Here is a 14,748-nt window from a genome sequence, read left to right as displayed (position 1 = left end):
TGGCCTGCCCGTCACGCCGCGTACCAGAGCACCGCGAAGAAATGGCACACGGTGCCCGCCAGCACGAACAGATGCCAGATGAAGTGACCGTAGCGCCAACGGTTGTCGAACACGAAGAACACGACGCCGCCGGTGTACGCCAGCCCGCCCGCCACCAACCATCCCAGCCCGCCCGTGGGCACGCTTTCGATCAGCGGCTTGATGGCGATGACCACCAGCCAGCCCATCGCCAGGTACAGCCCCGTGGACAGCGCCGGCCGGTTCAAGCGTTTGCTGGCTTTCAGGCCGACGCCCAGCAAGGCCATGGCCCAGACCAGGCCGAACAGCGTCCAGCCCCATGGCCCCCGCAGCGCGCCCAGGGCAAACGGCGTGTAGGTACCGGCGATCAGCAGGTAGATGGCCGAATGGTCCAGCACGTTGAAAATCTGTTTGGCGCGGCACAGCGGCAGCGCGTGATAGATGGTGGACGCCAGGTACAACAGGCACATCGACGCCGCGAACACGGCCGCCGCCGCGATGAAGGCGGCGTCGCCCTGGCGTACGGCGGCCACAATCAAGATGGGCGCGGCGGCCAAAGCGCCAACGGCGCCGATCCCGTGGCTGATGGTGTTAGCGATTTCCTCGCCTAGGGTCTGGGGTCTGTCGTTCGGAAACATGTGCGTCTGGTGAATGCGTGGTGCGGGTTGCAAGATCATCACCTTAAGCGCTTTGCGCGGCGGGCTCAACGGGACGGGGCTGGCCACCGCAGCGGAAACGCGCGCCGCTTGATTTTCAGCAAGAGGCGCCGCCACGCGCAGGACAAAAGGGTGGGAACGCTGGTTACCCTGTGATACATTTCCTGCGGCTGTTTTACCGACACCGGTTGACTGAGTTCTACCGCCCGCAGAGGTGGGCTACGTTCTTTTTTCTGGGCTCGCACCCGCGTTCGCGCAGTCGCGCAGGACGCAACGGATATCCTTACCGATCTGACCATCGCCGTCGCGCTGGTGGCCTGTGCGCCATGCGCGGCAGGCGGCCCCGGCCCGGCCGGGAAGGTTCAAGCAGGTTTACTGGCCGAGGCCTACCAATGGCGCGCAGTTTCTCCAATCTGTTTTTCAAAGCCGCAAAGAAGATCAGCAAGCTACAGCGCACGGCGCTGCGCATGGCATCGCCCAAGCCCGCCAGAAAGCGCGCCACCCCACCACGCAAAACCGCGACCAAGACGGCATCCCCCGCCACCGCCGCCCGTCAGCCCGCGACCCCATCGTTGGGCAACGGGCGCTGGGAAGGCACCCGCCAATTTTCCGATGGCAAGGGCCGCCAGCTGACGTTTGCGCGGTACACCCCGGCCGGTGCCACGCCGGGCCATCTGCCGGTCGTGGTCATGCTGCACGGTTGTCGGCAGACCGCACTGGCTTTCGCGCGCGGTACGCGCATGAACCAGTGGGCAGACGCCGGCGGCTTCATGGTGCTGTACCCGCAGCAATCCATGACGCGCCAGGTGCAGCGCTGCTGGCGCTGGTTCCAACCCGATGACGCCCATGGCGGCGCAGAGGCCGACCTGATCGCGGCGTTGATCCAATCGGAAGTGGCGCGGCATGGGCTGGACCCCGAACGCGTGTATGTAGCCGGCTTGTCCGCAGGCGCGGGCATGGCGGCGCTGGTGGCGTTGCGGCACCCGTCGTTGGTCGCCGCCGTGGCCATGCATTCCGGGCCGGTAGTGGGCGACGCCCATAGCGCCGCCGCCGGCATCGGCACCATGCGGCGCGGCTCGCTCAAGCCATTGGCGTCGCTGGTGCGTGACGTGGCTGACCCCGCCGTGTTCGAACTGGGCATGCCCGCGCTGATACTGCACGGCCAGTTGGACCCGGCCGTGGCCCCGCGCAACGCCAAGCAATTGTTCGAGCAGTTTCGCGCTTTGAACGACCCGCGCCCCGAGGACGTGCCCGTCGAGCGTGTCTTGGGTTTGGGGTCCGAGAAGGCGTATCGCCGCGTTGACCTTATGCGGGGACGCAAGACGGTGCTGCGCCTGTGCGAGATCACGCGCTTGGAACACGCCTGGAGCGGCGGCGATCCGTCGGTGAAATATCACGCGCGTAACGGCCCGGATGCGTCGGCGTTGGTGTGGCGGTTTTTCCAGGGACTGCGGCGCGCGGGCGCGGGCGGACCCGGCTCCGGAGACTGACGCCGACCCCGACCCCGACCCCGACCCCGACCCCGACCCTGACCCCGGCCCCAACCCCGAGCCCGCTACCAATTGTTCGCCGATTGGGAATGGATATGTCGGCCCGTCGCATCATGGCGCCGGCCCTGCGCGGCGGTAACATCGCCGCATCCCCGGTTGGCGCTGCATTGACGCAGCCGCCGGCCAGGACTCAACTGGAACTTCTGCCATGACTCTTTCTGTTTATCAGGCTTCCGTGCCTGTGTTCATCCGCGGCATGACCGTGCTGGCATCGCTGCTTGAAAAGGCGGCCGCGCATGCCCAGGCTCAAGGCATCGACCCCGCCGAACTCGTCAATGCCCGCCTGGCGCCCGATATGTACCCGCTGTCGGGTCAGATCCAACGCGCCAGCGACGCCGCCAAATTCGCGGTGCAGCGCCTGTCGCAAGGTCAGGCGCCCAAGTTTGCCGACGAAGAAAAGACCTTTGAAGAATTGCAGCAGCGCATCGCCAACACCATCGCCTACCTGCAAAGCGTGACGGCCGAACAGGTGGAAGGCGCCGCAGACCGGCAGATCGTCGTCAACTTTGGCGACTTCAAGCCGGAATTCCGAGGCGACACCTACCTGCTGACCTTCGCGCTGCCCAACTTCTACTTCCACGTGACGACCGCTTACGACATCCTGCGCCACGCGGGCGTGAAGATCGGCAAGCTGGACTTCCTGGGTCCGTATTCGCAGTAAGCGGATTCTGACGTTGCCAGGAAGGGCGGGGCGCTCAGCGGGTCAGTCGGCGTTGCCGCAGCCTGACATCTCGCCCATCTTGGCCATGTTCTGCTGGATTTCTTCGGGCGTGTAATCGAATTGGTGCGTGGCAATCGACCAGCGGTGGCCGAACGGGTCGATCACCTGGCCGTAGCGGTCGCCCCAGAACATGTCGGCCACCGGCATCGCAACCGTGGCGCCGGCATCCAGCGCCTGTTTGAACGAGGCGTCCACGTCCTTGACGTACAGGTGCAGCGTCACCGGCGAGCCCTTCAGCCCCTTCGGGCCCAGGCTGCCCCACTGAGGAAAATCGTCCATCAGCATCAGCACCGAATCGCCGATACGAATGGCCGCGTGCATGACCTTGCCTTCCGGCCCGGGCAGGCGCGCCAGTTCTTCCGCGCCGAAGGCTTTTTTGTAGAAGGCGATGGCGTCGGACGCGCCCTCGCAAACGATGTGCGCGGTCAGCGTGTGCATGCCGGCGGGAATGGGCGTGGTTGCGGGCGTAGCCATGATGCGTCTCCAAAATCGGTGTTGGGTTGGCGGGACAAGCTGTAGGCCCTGTCCCTGCCTATACGACGAACGGGCAGCGCCGATATCGACACGCCCCACGGTTTTTATTTTGCTACCAGCGTGCTGAATCCGCCCCAGCACATGCGTTTGAAATCAAATACGCCTTCGCAGCACGTGTTGGCCAGGCGCGGATCGGCCATCACCAGCGCATTGATTCGGTCGCGTTCGGCCTTGCTGGCGTAGACGATCCAGGCAAACACCACGGTTTCGTCGTCCTTGGCGCTGGCCGCTTCCCTGAACGACCGAAAGGTTTCGCTGGCCAGGTCATCGGCCACGCATTCGCGGTAATCCAGCGCGCCGTGCTCCAGCCAGACCGCCTTGGCCTGGTCCGCCATCTTCTGGTAGGCCGGCACGTTCGCCTTGGGCACCGGCAGCACGAAACCATCTATGTATTCCTGCATCGCACACTCCTTGGGTTGCTGTTGTTGTGTTGAAGGCGGCATGCCCGCTGGCCACACCCCCTCCACCCGGCACGAGGGGCCGGTAGACGCCACTTTATCGGGATCGCCGGCGCTTTCAGATAGGGGATTGCGACATTCTTGCGGGTGGATTGCGACAGCGCTCGGGCGTATGCTTACCGACATGAAAAACGTCGCTTTCCTACTGCCGACGGGCACCAATATTGCGTCCCTGGAAACGGCGCGCCACGGCTTCCAGGTGGCCAACGCCTACCTGGTCGCGCAAGGCCGCGAACCGCAATTCCACGTGTGCACGCTGGCGTTGACGCGCGAGGTCAGCCTGGACGACGGGCGTATCAAGGTGCTGGCGGATCAGGTGCTGGCCGACGCGCCGCGCATCGATATCTGCATCGCGCCGCCCCTGCTGGGCGCGGTGCCCGACGTGGTGCTGTCCAACCGCGAACTGATCGATTGGCTGGCAAGCCACCATCGCGCCGGCGGCGAAGTGGCCAGCCTGTGCATGGGGGCCGCCTTGCTGGCGGCGGGCGGCGTGTTGGACGGGCAGCAGGCCGTGGTGCATTGGGTGGCGCAAAATCTGTACGCCACCCTGTTTCCCAATGTCCACTGGATCAGCGATCGCGTGGTGATGGCCGAGAACGGCGTCTACACCAGCGGCGGGGCGTTTTCCGCCGCCCATCTGGTGCTGCACCTGATCGAAAAATACACCGATCGCGATACCGCCATCTGGTGCGCCAAATATTTCCAGCTGGACTGGAGCCGTCAGAGCCAACTGCCGTTCGCCGTGTTCATGGGCCAGAAGGCGCATGCCGACGAGGTCGTGCGCGCGGTGCAAAGCTACATCGAACGTTGCTACACGGAAAAGATCACCGTCGAGTCCCTGGCCGAGCGCCACGCGATGGGACGGCGCACGCTGGAACGGCGCTTTCGCCAGGCCACCGGCAACAGCATCGTGCAGTACCTGCAACGCGTGCGGGTGGAGGCCGCCAAGAAACGGCTGGAAACGTCGCGCATAAGCGTGGCCGAAGTCATGTATGAAGTGGGCTACAACGACACGAAGGCGTTTCGCGACATCTTCAGCAAGCACTGCGGGATGTCGCCGGTCGGGTATCGGGACCGATATCAATAGGACGTCGAAGAAGTCGCTATGGCACTCGCAAAAGTGCTAGCCGAACTCCCCCTGAAAATAGGATATCTACTACAGCTATTGGCGCGCCACCGGCCTATCCTTGACACGTCGCGGCCTGACCCCAGGCCCGGAGGGCGAGTCAAGATGAGCATCAGCGTGACGCCAGGCGATCCCCGCTACAAGACCTTGAAAAAGGGCTTCAACCTGCGTTGGCCGGCGCGGCCCAGCCATGCGGCCACGCGTATCGAACTATGCGAAACGCCGGAGCAGGCGGCGGCGGCACTAAGTCGTATCGTGGCCGAGGGCAAGCGCCCCACGATACGCAGCGGCGGCCATTGCTATGAAGACTTCGTCTCCAACAATCCGGGCGGCGTCATCCTGGACCTCAGCCTGCTGGACCGCGTGCCGTCCTCAGAGGGCCTGCTGCGGGTGGCGGCCGGTTCGCAAAACTGGAATGGCGATCAAGACCTCTACAAGCGTCACGGCGTGTCGCTACCCGGCGGGTCCTGCTATTCGGTGGGCGCGGGCGGCCATATCAGCGGCGGCGGGTATGGGCTGCTGTCACGCCTGCAAGGGCTGGCGTGCGACTGGCTAAGCGCGGTCGACATCCTGACCGTGGACGCCCACGGCAGTGTCGTGCCACGCACCGCCAGCGCCACGCAAGACGCCGCTCTGTTCCGCGCATGCCGGGGGGGTGGCGGCGGCAATTTCGGCGTGATCACCAGCTATGGCTTTGCCGCGCTACCGCGTGCCCCGCGCGAAGTGGCCATCGCCACCGTCGCGTTCGACTGGGCGGGCATGACGCCCAGCCGCTTCGCGCAGTTGCTGGATATTTACGGCGGCTACTGGAACACGCGCGGCCGCGACGCCGACACCTGGGGCATGTTCTCGTTGCTGAAACTGACACATCGCTCTGCCGGGCAGATCGTCATGATCGTGCAATTTTGCAACCCCGACGGCACCTGCCAGGACCTGTCCGTGCTGCAAGATTTCCTGGATCGCTTCCGCCCCTGCGCACCGGTGGCCGCGCGCGCCACCACGCCGGGGCTGCCGCGTCCACGCGCAGGCGGCGACCTGCTGTGCAGCGAACCGCACACGGTCATCCGCCATGACTTTCTGGTGGCCACGCAAGCGCTTAACGGCTCGGGGCCGAATCAACGCGGCAAATACAAATCCGCCTACATGAAGCGCAATTTCACGGCCCACGAAGCGGCGCGCATCCACGCCCACCTGACGCGCGACGTCCCTGGCGCCGACCTGCGCCAGTCGCTGTTGCAGGTGGATTCGTACGGGGGCGCCGTCAACCAGCCGGACCGCCTGCGCGACACCGCCGTGCACCAGCGCGCGTCCACCATGAAGCTGCAATACCAAACGTACTGGAACCACGCCGACCACGACCCCCTGCACGTACGCTGGATGGCGGATTTCTATCGCGATGTATATACCGACCCGGCGGCCCGGCCCGAACACGCCGGCACGCCGTATCCCGGCGACCGCTACGAAGGGTGCTACATCAATTACCCCGACAGCGACATGCTGGCGTACCCGTTCTGGCCACGGTTGTACTACGGCGACGGCGGGCTTTATCCTTTCCTGCAAGAGGTCAAGCGCCGCTACGATCCCAACAACGTCTTTCACCACGCGATGTCGGTGCGCCCGTCATGACGCGCCGCCCGCCTTGCCGGATTTCGCCATGAATTCCCTATCCAGTGCTCCCCGCAGATCCTTCATCCAGTTCGCCGGAGGCTTGTCGGCGGCCAGCGCGGCGGGGCCCTGGCTGTCGGCCATGGGCGCCACGACCGCCCGCGCCGATGCCCGCTACGCCTATGTGGGTACCTATACCCGCGACGCGCCCGGCGGCACTGCCGGCGGGCCGCCATCGCGCGGCATACATGCCTATGCGCTGCGCCCGCAGGGTGGCTGGCATCTGATCCAGGTGATGGAAAGCGACAATCCGTCCTACCTGGCCGTACACCCCACGCAACGCTTTCTTTACGCCATCAACGAGATCGATCAATGGGAAGGCCTGGCCCGAGGCACGGCCGAATCCTATGCGATCGACCCGGCTGACGGCAGCCTGCGCTTTTTGAACCGGCAGCCCTTGTCGCTATCCAGCACCGCGCCTGCGTACCTCGCCGCATCCCCGGATGGCCGCTACCTTGTCACCGCGCAATACGGGGGTGGCACCTACAACGTGCTGCCCATCCAGGCCGACGGCGCGTTGGGTGAAGTGTCGGGCATCGTCAAGGAAACCGGCTCGGGTCCGCGCCCCGAACAACAATCCGCGCACCCGCACATGGTGCTGTTCGACTCCACCGGCCAGCGCGTCCTGGCTACCGACCTGGGCAGCGATCGCATCAACCTGTTCACGTTCAAGGACGGCAAGCTGGCGCTGTCCGAACGCACGACGCTGCCCGCGGGCAGCGGGCCACGCCATCTTGCGCTGCATCCCGATGGCGCGCTGTTATATGTCTTGAACGAGCTTGACGCCTCTATCGCATGCTTTGGCTACGACGCCCGCGCCGGCCGCGTGCTGGCGCAGCGCCACCACGTAGCTGCCACACCACCCGGATTCACCGGCGCGGGCAACGCGGCGGCATTGCTCATCCACCCCTCTGGGCGCTTCCTGTACGCATCCACCCGCCGCGTCGATAACGACCACCCGCAAGCCGACAGCATCGCCGTCTTTGCCGTCGCCAAAGACGGCGCATTAAGCCGCGTGCAAACCTGGACTGACGGGCTGCGCTTCCCCCGCGCACTCACCCTGGCGCCAGACGGGGGCAGCTTGTACGCGCTGAACCAAAAGGGCGATTCCATCCTGCGCTTGCGCATCGATGCGGCAACCGGGCATTTAAGCGACATGCAGGTGGCGGCGCAGGCACCGACACCGGTTTGCCTGATGTTCGTCTAGAAGGCTACGGCACGCGATATTGACTGCCGGCGGGACAGCCCCTCGGGAACCCCTCGGCATACCCGCCGTCGAACCTTGCATGACCGTTGATCCTGTATTGCGCTTCCTTCGCCGCCTTGTCGTCCTGGGCTTATTGATCTGGCTTGCTGCCTGGGCATGGCCGCGCCTGCCCGACGCCGCGCGCGCACCCTGGCATATGGCCCGGCTGGCCTGGCAGCAAGCGCCGACGTCCTTGCCCGTGCCGGTACAGGGCGTGTCCGCCAGACGGTTGGCCGACACCTGGGGCGCGGCCCGGGCGGGCGGCCGCCAACACGAGGGCATCGACATCTTCGCCGCGCGGGGCACGCCTGTGCTGTCCACCACGGAAGGCGTGGTCATGCAGGTGGGCACGAACAACCTGGGCGGTCAGGTCGTGTGGGTGCTGGGCCCCGGACGCCAGCGGCATTACTACGCGCACCTGGATGGCTACGCCGATATTCAACGGGGGCAACTGGTGGCGCCCGGAGACGTACTGGGCTACGTCGGCAACACCGGCAACGCGCAAGGCACGCCGCCGCATTTGCATTACGGCATCTACGACGGCGGCGCCATCAACCCCTATACGTTGCTGGTGGCGCCGGCAGCACCGCCCTGACGCTTTGCGCCAGCACCTGCGCCGTCGCGGCTGACAACGTCCACCCCAGATGCCCGTGCCCGGTGTTGTAGAACACCCCCGGACGCTTGCCCGGCCCCACGCGCGGCATCATGTTGGGGGTCATGGGGCGCAGGCCGCACCACGGCACGACGCGCGTGGTATTGATATTGGGAAAGTGCTTGCGCGTCCAGTCGATCAGCGGCTGCACGCGCTCGGCTCGGATGTCCATGTTGAAGCCGTTGAATTCGGCCGTGCCCGCCACGCGGAAGCGGTCCCCCAGGCGGCTGGTGACGATCTTCGCGGCTTCATCCAGCAGGCTGACGCGCGGCGCGGCGCCCTGGCTGTCGGCGTCGTCCAGGTGCACGCTGATCGAATAGCCCTTGACCGGATAGATGTTGATCGAATCGCCCAGCAGGCGGGCAAATTTCCTGCTGGCCGCGCCTGCGCACACGACGATGGCGTCCGCCTCGTGTCGATCGCGCTGCGTGCCGCCGTCGCGACGGATGTCCAGCACGTAAGGGCGGTCGTGGCGTTGGATGTTGTCGATGTCGGCATCGTGCACGAACGTGACGCCACGGCGCTGGCATGCCCGGGCCAGGCCGCGCGTGAACTTGTGGATGTCGCCGGTGGCGTCCGACGGGGTGTAGAAACCGCCGTGGCATCCGGCTTGCATGGCGGGTTCGATAGCGCGCGCTTCGTCGGCGGTGACTGCATAGCGGTCCAGGCCGCCGGCTTGCAGCAGCGCGTTGGCGCGGTGCGCGGCCTTGAAGCTGTCGGCGTCATGGTAGATGTGCAGGATGCCCCGGCGCTCCAGGTCGAAGTCGATGCCTTCGGCCTCGGCCATGTCGAACAGATGCTGGCGCGCTTCGATGGCCATCCGCGTGGTGGCGATGGTGTTGTCACGGTAGTGCGGAATCTGCGCCATGAACTGCGCCAGCCACGAATACTTGTGCCAGCTGAAGCGGGGGTTCAGCAACAGCGGCGCGTCTTTGCGCAACATCCAACGCAGGCCCTTGATGATGGTGGCCGTACTGTTCCAGACTTCGGCGTTGCTGGCGGACAACTGGCCGCCGTTGGCATACGACGTTTCCATGGCGGGATAGCGCTGGCGGTCGTAGACGGTGACCGCGTATCCCAGCTTCGACAGGGCATAGGCGGACGTGACGCCGGTGATACCGGCGCCAATGATGGCGATGCGGGGCATGGTGGCTCCAGGCAAGGTGGCCGCGACCAATGTGGACGCGGCACCCCATCTGTCTTTGGTACCTGAGAGTTTCACCCGCGCGGGCGGCGGGTTCCCCTTCGGTGGGCGCGCACGGCGCCTCTCTCCAGATTGTCTACACGCGCGCAGTCCTGTTGCCTGAGAGTTTCCGGGGCGGTTGCTCCGTCGGCGCCGGCCGCAAGGGCCGGTCTCTTCTGCGCGGTTTTGAATCGACGGCGTACAGAATAGCTAAGTTCATGTCGCATTTGCTTCAGGGTTAGTACTATGTCGCCTGCGCCGTTGGGCTGGCGTGAATTGAAATAGGACGATAGGAATGAGCTTTCACGCCGCGCGACGCGCTGTTTTGCAAGCCCTGGCCGTGATGGCCGGCGGCGCCGTGTTTTCGTTGGCCGCAGCCGAACCCGTGGCCCCCGGCGCCGACATCAACGACGCCGTGCATGCGCTGATGCGCGAGTACGACGTGGCGGGCCTGGCCATTGCCGTTACGCGTGAAGGGCGACACGAATTCCGCAGCTATGGCGTGGCCTCTTTGCAAACGCAGGCGCCTGTCAGCCGTGACACGCTGTTTGAGGTGGGCTCGATCAGCAAGACGTTTACCGCCACGTTGGCGACTTATGCCCAGGCGTTGGGCAAGCTGTCGCTGACCGACAGCCCGGCGCGCTTTGTGCCCGCCCTGCAAGGCACGGAGTTCGCCAAGCTGAACCTGATCCACCTGGGCACGCACACGGCTGGCGGCTTCCCGCTGCAAGTGCCCGACGCGGTGCGGGACAACGCCCAGTTGATGGCCTACCTGTGCGCGTGGACCCCGCGCTACGCCCCGGGCACGTACCGCACCTATGCCAACCCCAGCATCGGCATGTTGGGCGTGGTGGCGGCCAAGAGCCTGGGCCAGCCTTATGCGCAGGCCATGGAGAAGACGCTGTTGCCCAGGCTGGGCCTGGCCGACACCTATATTCACGTGCCGGCCGCCAGGATGGGCGACTACGCACAGGGCTACAACAAACAGAACGCGCCGGTGCGCGTGAACCCGGGCGTGCTGGCCGACGAAGCCTACGGCGTCAAGACCAGCGCCAGCGACCTGATCCGCTTTGTGGACGCGAACATGGGCGTGGCGTCAGCGCCCGCGCAATTCAGCGCCAAGGCCGCCCGCGATGCGAAGATCGCCAAGGCCGTCATCGCCGACCCCGTAGTGTCCAAGGCCTTGGCCGATACGCATGTGGGCTACTACGACGTGGGCGGAATGACGCAGGACCTGGCCTGGGAACAACTGGCGTATCCGGTGACGCTGAACGCGCTGTTGGCAGCGAACGCCGGCACGTTGAACAGCCAGAACCACCCGGCCAAGGCCTTGACCCCGCCGCAGCCGCCGCGTGCTGATGCGTGGATAAACAAGACGGGTTCCACCAACGGCTTTGGCGCCTACGTGGCATTTGTGCCGTCCAGGAAAATCGGCGTGGTGATCCTGGCGAATCGAAATATTCCGAACGAAGCCCGCGTGCGTCTGGCGTATCGCATTCTTGAAGAGGAAACGGCGGCGGAGACGGAACCGGGATCGCAACCGGGATCGCAACCCGACGCCCCCGCGCAAGCGAACTGAGAAGGGCAAGCGGCGTACCCGGCCCCCTTGCTGGCCTCTTGCTGGCCTCTTGCTGGCCTCTTGCTAGCCCTTGCCGCCCTCAGCCGTCAGCGCCCGGCAACGTGCGCGCCCCGTCAAAGCGCGGCAATAACCCCATCACCTCCAGCCTTTTGCACAGCTGGCCCAGGCGCTGCATCTTGTAGGCGTCCACGTCCCTGTCGGCGTAGTCGTAAAAGCCCTTGCCATCGCGCAGGCCGTTGCGGTTTTGCTCCATGTTTTGGGCAATGACAGCAGGCGATGCAAAGCGCGGGCCGATCTCGGCTTCCAGGTAGCGCGATGCGTAGTACAGGATGTCGCCGCCGCCCCAGTCGATGAACTCCAACAGGCCCAACACCGAAAACCGCAGCCCGAATCCCAGGCGCACGGCAGTGTCGATATCTTCGGCGCTGGCCACGCCTTCCTCGACCATGCGCGCGGCCTCGTTCATGGCAAGCGCCTGGATGCGCGGCACGATGTAGCCGGCTGTGGGCGCGCATTGCACGGGCGTCTTGCCGGCTTGGCGCAGCACGGCAAGCAACGCTTGCAGGGCGGCATCGGCGGTGCGAGGCCCGGCGCTGACTTCAACCAGAGGAATCAGATAGGCGGGGTTGAGCCAGTGCGCATTCAAAAAACGCTCGGCGCCCGGCATCAGTTCGGCCAGCTCGGTCACCAGAAACGTGGACGTGGTTGACGCTATGACGGTGTCTGCCGCGCACACCCGGCCCAGCCAGGCGAAGGTGTCGCGCTTGGCGTCCAGGCGTTCCGGCACGGCTTCGAAGACGATGCGCGCGCGTTGCAGGTCGGCCTGGGCTTCGTCGCGTCCGCACAGGCGAACGCGCTGCATGGCGGTGTCGGCTTGCTGGGCATCCAGCAGGCCAAGCCGGCTTAGCGTGGCCAGTTCCCGCCGCAGGTTCGCCAGCACGCGCGCGTGGTGGTCGGCTTGTTCTGTCGGGGATCGGGGTTTGATGTCGACCAGCGTCACGGCGCGTCCCGCGTGGGTGTATGACAGCGCGATGCCTTCCCCCATGCGCCCGGCGCCGATCACGCAGATTCTTTCTTCCATGGTCAGCATCCTTGTTCCAGCAATTCAGCCATGCCGGCGCGCGACAGGCGATCCAGCCCCAGGCGTTCCAGCGTGCGGCCCTCGGCGTACAGATCGCGGCCCGTGATGGCGCTGGCGATGCCAAGCAGGCCTTGCGCCACCGGCGTTGGCACGCCTGCCCAGCTTCCCGTGGACACCAGGAAGGAAAGACCCAGCCGCGTGTCCTCAAGCATGTAGCGGTGCGTGTGCAGGTCGATGGTTTCGCGCCAGTCGCCACTGTCGGTCAGCTTGCCGTGTGCGCCGCGACCGTACATCCATTCATCGCCTTCGGTGGCGTAGTGGTCTGCCAGTGGAAAGTGCGGCGCGGCATAGCCCAGCGCCTCGCGGATGGCGATGCGTTCGGCGTCCAGCGCGTCGGTGACGCGGCGGATCGACGGCTGCGTGCCTTCGTTGTGAATGTCCCACTTGTCGAAATGCTCCAGGGGGCCGGCGTTCATCATGATGAGCGGCGGATGAATGATGGGGCCGGCGTTCATCAAGGCGCCCGCTAATCCGTCTTCAATGGGCTCGATGCTGGGGTAGACCTGGCCCAGCAACGCCAGCGCGTCGTCGGTCAGCCGGCTGGGGAACACGCCGGTGGGCAAGCGCGTGGCGTAGCCGCTGATGACGACCGTGTTGCCGTGCTTGCGCGCCAGATAGGGCAGGGTGCCGGTCTCGGCAAACGCCACGCGGGCGGTGTTGCCGGCGTCCCGCTGCGCGCGGGCAAACAGGTAGCAGCCAAACGTGCCGGGCGGCAGGAACACCACCTGCCCGTCCTGCAACAGCGGGGCCAGCATGGGCGCAAGCGCGTCGTGAGTGGTCGAGGGCAGGGGAATGACGACGACCCGCGCGTCGGCCAGCGCGGCCTCCAGCGAGGCTTGCAGCGCCAACTGCCCGGGGCCCTGGCCCAGCGGGACCTGGCGCGTGCCGCGGTAGTCTGTGACGGTCAGCGCACCGGCCTTGCGCAAGCCGTCGAACGCGTCGTCATCCCGGCGCCACCAGCTCACCTCGTGTCCTTTTTCGGCAAGTTCGGCCGCGGCCGCGTAGCAGCCGTGGCCGCCGCCAATTACGCTGATTCGCATGATCAAGCTCCTTCTTTGAAGGCTTGATCCTAGCGGCGGCGCGGCGCGTGGGCTGCGCCAAATGCGCAAGCGCCGTTCCGATCCGGCAAGGGATTGCGACGGGGCGGGCGCGGGATTTCGATGGCGCGGGCGATGGCCGACGACATCGCGCTAGGGCCGATGCCGACGCAGCGTGTCCGACGGCAGGCAGCCGTAGCGCTTGCGGTAATGCGTGGCGAAATGGCCAAAGCTGCTGACGCCGTGGCGCAGCAGGATGTCGGTCACGCTATCGCCGCCGCGCGCCTGTTCCAGCGCGGCGTGCACCAGGGCCAGGCGGTGGTTGCGCACGTAGTCGCTGGGGCTTTGCTTGAGGAACTGCGTAAAGCCGTTTTGCAGCGTCCGCACCGACACGCCGCAGTGCGCCGCCAGATCCGCCAGCGAAATCGCTTCGTCGACATGGCTTTCGATGTAGTCGCGCGCGGCGCGCACATGTTGGGGCAGGGGCTGGCGGTGGTCGGCGCGCAAGGCGTCGGAATAGTTGTGCGGCAGCTGGGTCAACAGCAGCGCCAGCAGGTAGTCGGAAAAGCCGGCCGCGAGCGTCTGCGTGACGCCGTCGATGGCGGGGTGCTGGTATAGGCGACACAGGTAGTCCAGCGTTTCGCGCACGGCGGCCAGGCCGGGGCAATCCGGCGGCGCTTCCAGGTCGAACACCAGCGCGTGCTTGATGGGGCGGTCCAGCAGGCGCTGCAATTGATGTTCCAGCGCCTGCCGCTCGACACGCAGGATCAGGTTGCGGCAGTCGCGGCCGATGCTGATCACGCTGGGTTCGGACGGCGATGAAATCGTCAGGCTGCCCGCTTGCATGGACGCGCTGCGTTTGCCCAGCGTGACCAGACCCGACCCTTGCAGCGTGATGCGGATCAGGTAATAGCTGGAGATGTCGCCCGCGTCGATTTCGACTTCGGCGCCGTAGTGCAGATCGAACAGCGCCGCGTTGCCGAAGAACACGCCATACAGCCGCGATTGCAAGGGTTTGCCCTGGGCCACGCACATGCGGTGCGACCACAGGTGTTGGCTGACCTGGTCTTTGACCTCGGCGGCGTTGCCCGAGTCCAGCAAGCAATGGCGGTTCAGCGGATAGGTGTCGTTGAACATGCTTTCCTGCGCGGTGGGAACAGTCGTTGCGCGCCGCGTATAGAG

14 protein-coding genes and 1 riboswitch are annotated in these 14,748 nt (G+C 65.8%); of the genes, 7 read left to right on the top strand and 7 right to left on the bottom strand.

Features of this window, described 5'->3' with window-relative positions; all coding sequences use genetic code 11:
- Nucleotides 1-11: 11 nt before the first annotated feature.
- A complete protein-coding gene (trhA, locus tag V6F88_RS08390; protein ID WP_104144330.1) occupies nucleotides 12-656 on the bottom strand; it encodes a PAQR family membrane homeostasis protein TrhA in 645 nt (214 codons plus the stop codon).
- A gap of 410 nt (nucleotides 657-1,066) precedes the next feature.
- On the opposite strand from trhA, the gene V6F88_RS08385 reads away from it, so the two are divergent.
- On the top strand, nucleotides 1,067-2,164 hold the full coding sequence (locus tag V6F88_RS08385) for an extracellular catalytic domain type 1 short-chain-length polyhydroxyalkanoate depolymerase (RefSeq protein WP_332608825.1): 1,098 nt from the start codon (nucleotides 1,067-1,069) through the stop codon (nucleotides 2,162-2,164).
- 208 nt (nucleotides 2,165-2,372) lie between these two features.
- The gene (locus tag V6F88_RS08380; RefSeq protein ID WP_332608824.1) at nucleotides 2,373-2,885 is read left to right on the top strand and encodes a DUF1993 domain-containing protein; all 513 of its coding nucleotides are present in this window, start codon (nucleotides 2,373-2,375) and stop codon (nucleotides 2,883-2,885) included.
- 42 nt (nucleotides 2,886-2,927) lie between these two features.
- On the opposite strand, the gene V6F88_RS08375 is transcribed toward V6F88_RS08380, so the two are convergent.
- Both V6F88_RS08375 and V6F88_RS08370 read right to left on the bottom strand, forming a co-directional pair.
- A complete protein-coding gene (locus V6F88_RS08375; RefSeq protein WP_332608823.1) occupies nucleotides 2,928-3,419 on the bottom strand; it encodes a VOC family protein in 492 nt (163 codons plus the stop codon).
- 104 nt (nucleotides 3,420-3,523) lie between these two features.
- The gene (locus V6F88_RS08370) at nucleotides 3,524-3,880 is read right to left on the bottom strand and encodes a DUF1428 domain-containing protein (protein WP_332608822.1); all 357 of its coding nucleotides are present in this window, start codon (nucleotides 3,878-3,880) and stop codon (nucleotides 3,524-3,526) included.
- Between the two features lie 169 nt (nucleotides 3,881-4,049).
- On the opposite strand from V6F88_RS08370, the gene V6F88_RS08365 reads away from it, so the two are divergent.
- The 4 genes from V6F88_RS08365 to V6F88_RS08350 all read left to right on the top strand — a co-directional run bounded on the left by V6F88_RS08365 (nucleotide 4,050) and on the right by V6F88_RS08350 (nucleotide 8,569).
- The gene (locus V6F88_RS08365; RefSeq protein ID WP_332608821.1) at nucleotides 4,050-5,024 is read left to right on the top strand and encodes a GlxA family transcriptional regulator; all 975 of its coding nucleotides are present in this window, start codon (nucleotides 4,050-4,052) and stop codon (nucleotides 5,022-5,024) included.
- Between the two features lie 144 nt (nucleotides 5,025-5,168).
- Entirely contained in the window at nucleotides 5,169-6,689 is a 1,521-nt protein-coding gene (locus V6F88_RS08360) for an FAD-binding oxidoreductase (protein WP_332608820.1), read from the top strand.
- A gap of 28 nt (nucleotides 6,690-6,717) precedes the next feature.
- Nucleotides 6,718-7,935: a lactonase family protein gene (locus tag V6F88_RS08355; RefSeq protein WP_442880229.1), complete on the top strand. Its 1,218-nt coding sequence runs from the start codon at nucleotides 6,718-6,720 to the stop codon at nucleotides 7,933-7,935.
- A 79-nt stretch (nucleotides 7,936-8,014) separates the two neighbouring features.
- Nucleotides 8,015-8,569, top strand: coding sequence for a M23 family metallopeptidase (locus V6F88_RS08350; protein WP_332608819.1), 555 nt, complete (start codon nucleotides 8,015-8,017; stop codon nucleotides 8,567-8,569).
- Here the strand turns inward: V6F88_RS08350 and V6F88_RS08345 are convergent.
- On the bottom strand, nucleotides 8,526-9,773 hold the full coding sequence (locus V6F88_RS08345) for a D-amino acid dehydrogenase (protein WP_332608818.1): 1,248 nt from the start codon (nucleotides 9,771-9,773) through the stop codon (nucleotides 8,526-8,528). The genes V6F88_RS08350 and V6F88_RS08345 overlap by 44 nt on opposite strands.
- A 134-nt stretch (nucleotides 9,774-9,907) precedes the next feature.
- Nucleotides 9,908-9,998: riboswitch (glycine riboswitch) on the bottom strand.
- Nucleotides 9,999-10,104: 106 nt separating this feature from the next.
- On the opposite strand from V6F88_RS08345, the gene ampC reads away from it, so the two are divergent.
- Nucleotides 10,105-11,388, top strand: coding sequence for a class C beta-lactamase (gene ampC / locus V6F88_RS08340; protein WP_332608817.1), 1,284 nt, complete (start codon nucleotides 10,105-10,107; stop codon nucleotides 11,386-11,388).
- Between the two features lie 79 nt (nucleotides 11,389-11,467).
- On the opposite strand, the gene V6F88_RS08335 is transcribed toward ampC, so the two are convergent.
- From V6F88_RS08335 to V6F88_RS08325, 3 genes are all read right to left on the bottom strand, one after another.
- The gene (locus V6F88_RS08335) at nucleotides 11,468-12,478 is read right to left on the bottom strand and encodes a 3-hydroxybutyryl-CoA dehydrogenase (protein WP_332608816.1); all 1,011 of its coding nucleotides are present in this window, start codon (nucleotides 12,476-12,478) and stop codon (nucleotides 11,468-11,470) included.
- Entirely contained in the window at nucleotides 12,472-13,569 is a 1,098-nt protein-coding gene (locus tag V6F88_RS08330; protein WP_332608815.1) for an NAD/NADP-dependent octopine/nopaline dehydrogenase family protein, read from the bottom strand. Before V6F88_RS08330 ends, V6F88_RS08335 begins: the two co-directional genes overlap by 7 nt.
- A gap of 150 nt (nucleotides 13,570-13,719) precedes the next feature.
- Nucleotides 13,720-14,703: an AraC family transcriptional regulator gene (locus V6F88_RS08325; RefSeq protein WP_332608814.1), complete on the bottom strand. Its 984-nt coding sequence runs from the start codon at nucleotides 14,701-14,703 to the stop codon at nucleotides 13,720-13,722.
- Between the last annotated feature and the right edge of the window lie 45 nt (nucleotides 14,704-14,748).

The organism is Achromobacter sp. ESBL13 (assembly GCF_036668755.1).
Lineage (GTDB): Bacteria > Pseudomonadota > Gammaproteobacteria > Burkholderiales > Burkholderiaceae_B > Achromobacter.
This window is presented reverse-complemented; position numbering and strand designations above follow the sequence as displayed.

What these genes read in the sequence shown, in the direction of transcription:
- V6F88_RS08325 (WP_332608814.1), bottom strand. Translation starts at nt 14,703, where the DNA reads ATGTTCAACGACACCTATCCGCTGAACCGCCATTGCTTGCTGGACTCG.
- V6F88_RS08370 (WP_332608822.1), bottom strand. Translation starts at nt 3,880, where the DNA reads ATGCAGGAATACATAGATGGTTTCGTGCTGCCGGTGCCCAAGGCGAAC.
- trhA (WP_104144330.1), bottom strand. Translation starts at nt 656, where the DNA reads ATGTTTCCGAACGACAGACCCCAGACCCTAGGCGAGGAAATCGCTAAC.
- V6F88_RS08385 (WP_332608825.1), top strand. Translation starts at nt 1,067, where the DNA reads ATGGCGCGCAGTTTCTCCAATCTGTTTTTCAAAGCCGCAAAGAAGATC.
- V6F88_RS08350 (WP_332608819.1), top strand. Translation starts at nt 8,015, where the DNA reads ATGACCGTTGATCCTGTATTGCGCTTCCTTCGCCGCCTTGTCGTCCTG.
- V6F88_RS08365 (WP_332608821.1), top strand. Translation starts at nt 4,050, where the DNA reads ATGCTTACCGACATGAAAAACGTCGCTTTCCTACTGCCGACGGGCACC.
- V6F88_RS08330 (WP_332608815.1), bottom strand. Translation starts at nt 13,569, where the DNA reads ATGCGAATCAGCGTAATTGGCGGCGGCCACGGCTGCTACGCGGCCGCG.
- V6F88_RS08335 (WP_332608816.1), bottom strand. Translation starts at nt 12,478, where the DNA reads ATGCTGACCATGGAAGAAAGAATCTGCGTGATCGGCGCCGGGCGCATG.
- V6F88_RS08345 (WP_332608818.1), bottom strand. Translation starts at nt 9,773, where the DNA reads ATGCCCCGCATCGCCATCATTGGCGCCGGTATCACCGGCGTCACGTCC.
- ampC (WP_332608817.1), top strand. Translation starts at nt 10,105, where the DNA reads ATGAGCTTTCACGCCGCGCGACGCGCTGTTTTGCAAGCCCTGGCCGTG.
- V6F88_RS08360 (WP_332608820.1), top strand. Translation starts at nt 5,169, where the DNA reads ATGAGCATCAGCGTGACGCCAGGCGATCCCCGCTACAAGACCTTGAAA.
- V6F88_RS08355 (WP_442880229.1), top strand. Translation starts at nt 6,718, where the DNA reads ATGAATTCCCTATCCAGTGCTCCCCGCAGATCCTTCATCCAGTTCGCC.
- V6F88_RS08375 (WP_332608823.1), bottom strand. Translation starts at nt 3,419, where the DNA reads ATGGCTACGCCCGCAACCACGCCCATTCCCGCCGGCATGCACACGCTG.
- V6F88_RS08380 (WP_332608824.1), top strand. Translation starts at nt 2,373, where the DNA reads ATGACTCTTTCTGTTTATCAGGCTTCCGTGCCTGTGTTCATCCGCGGC.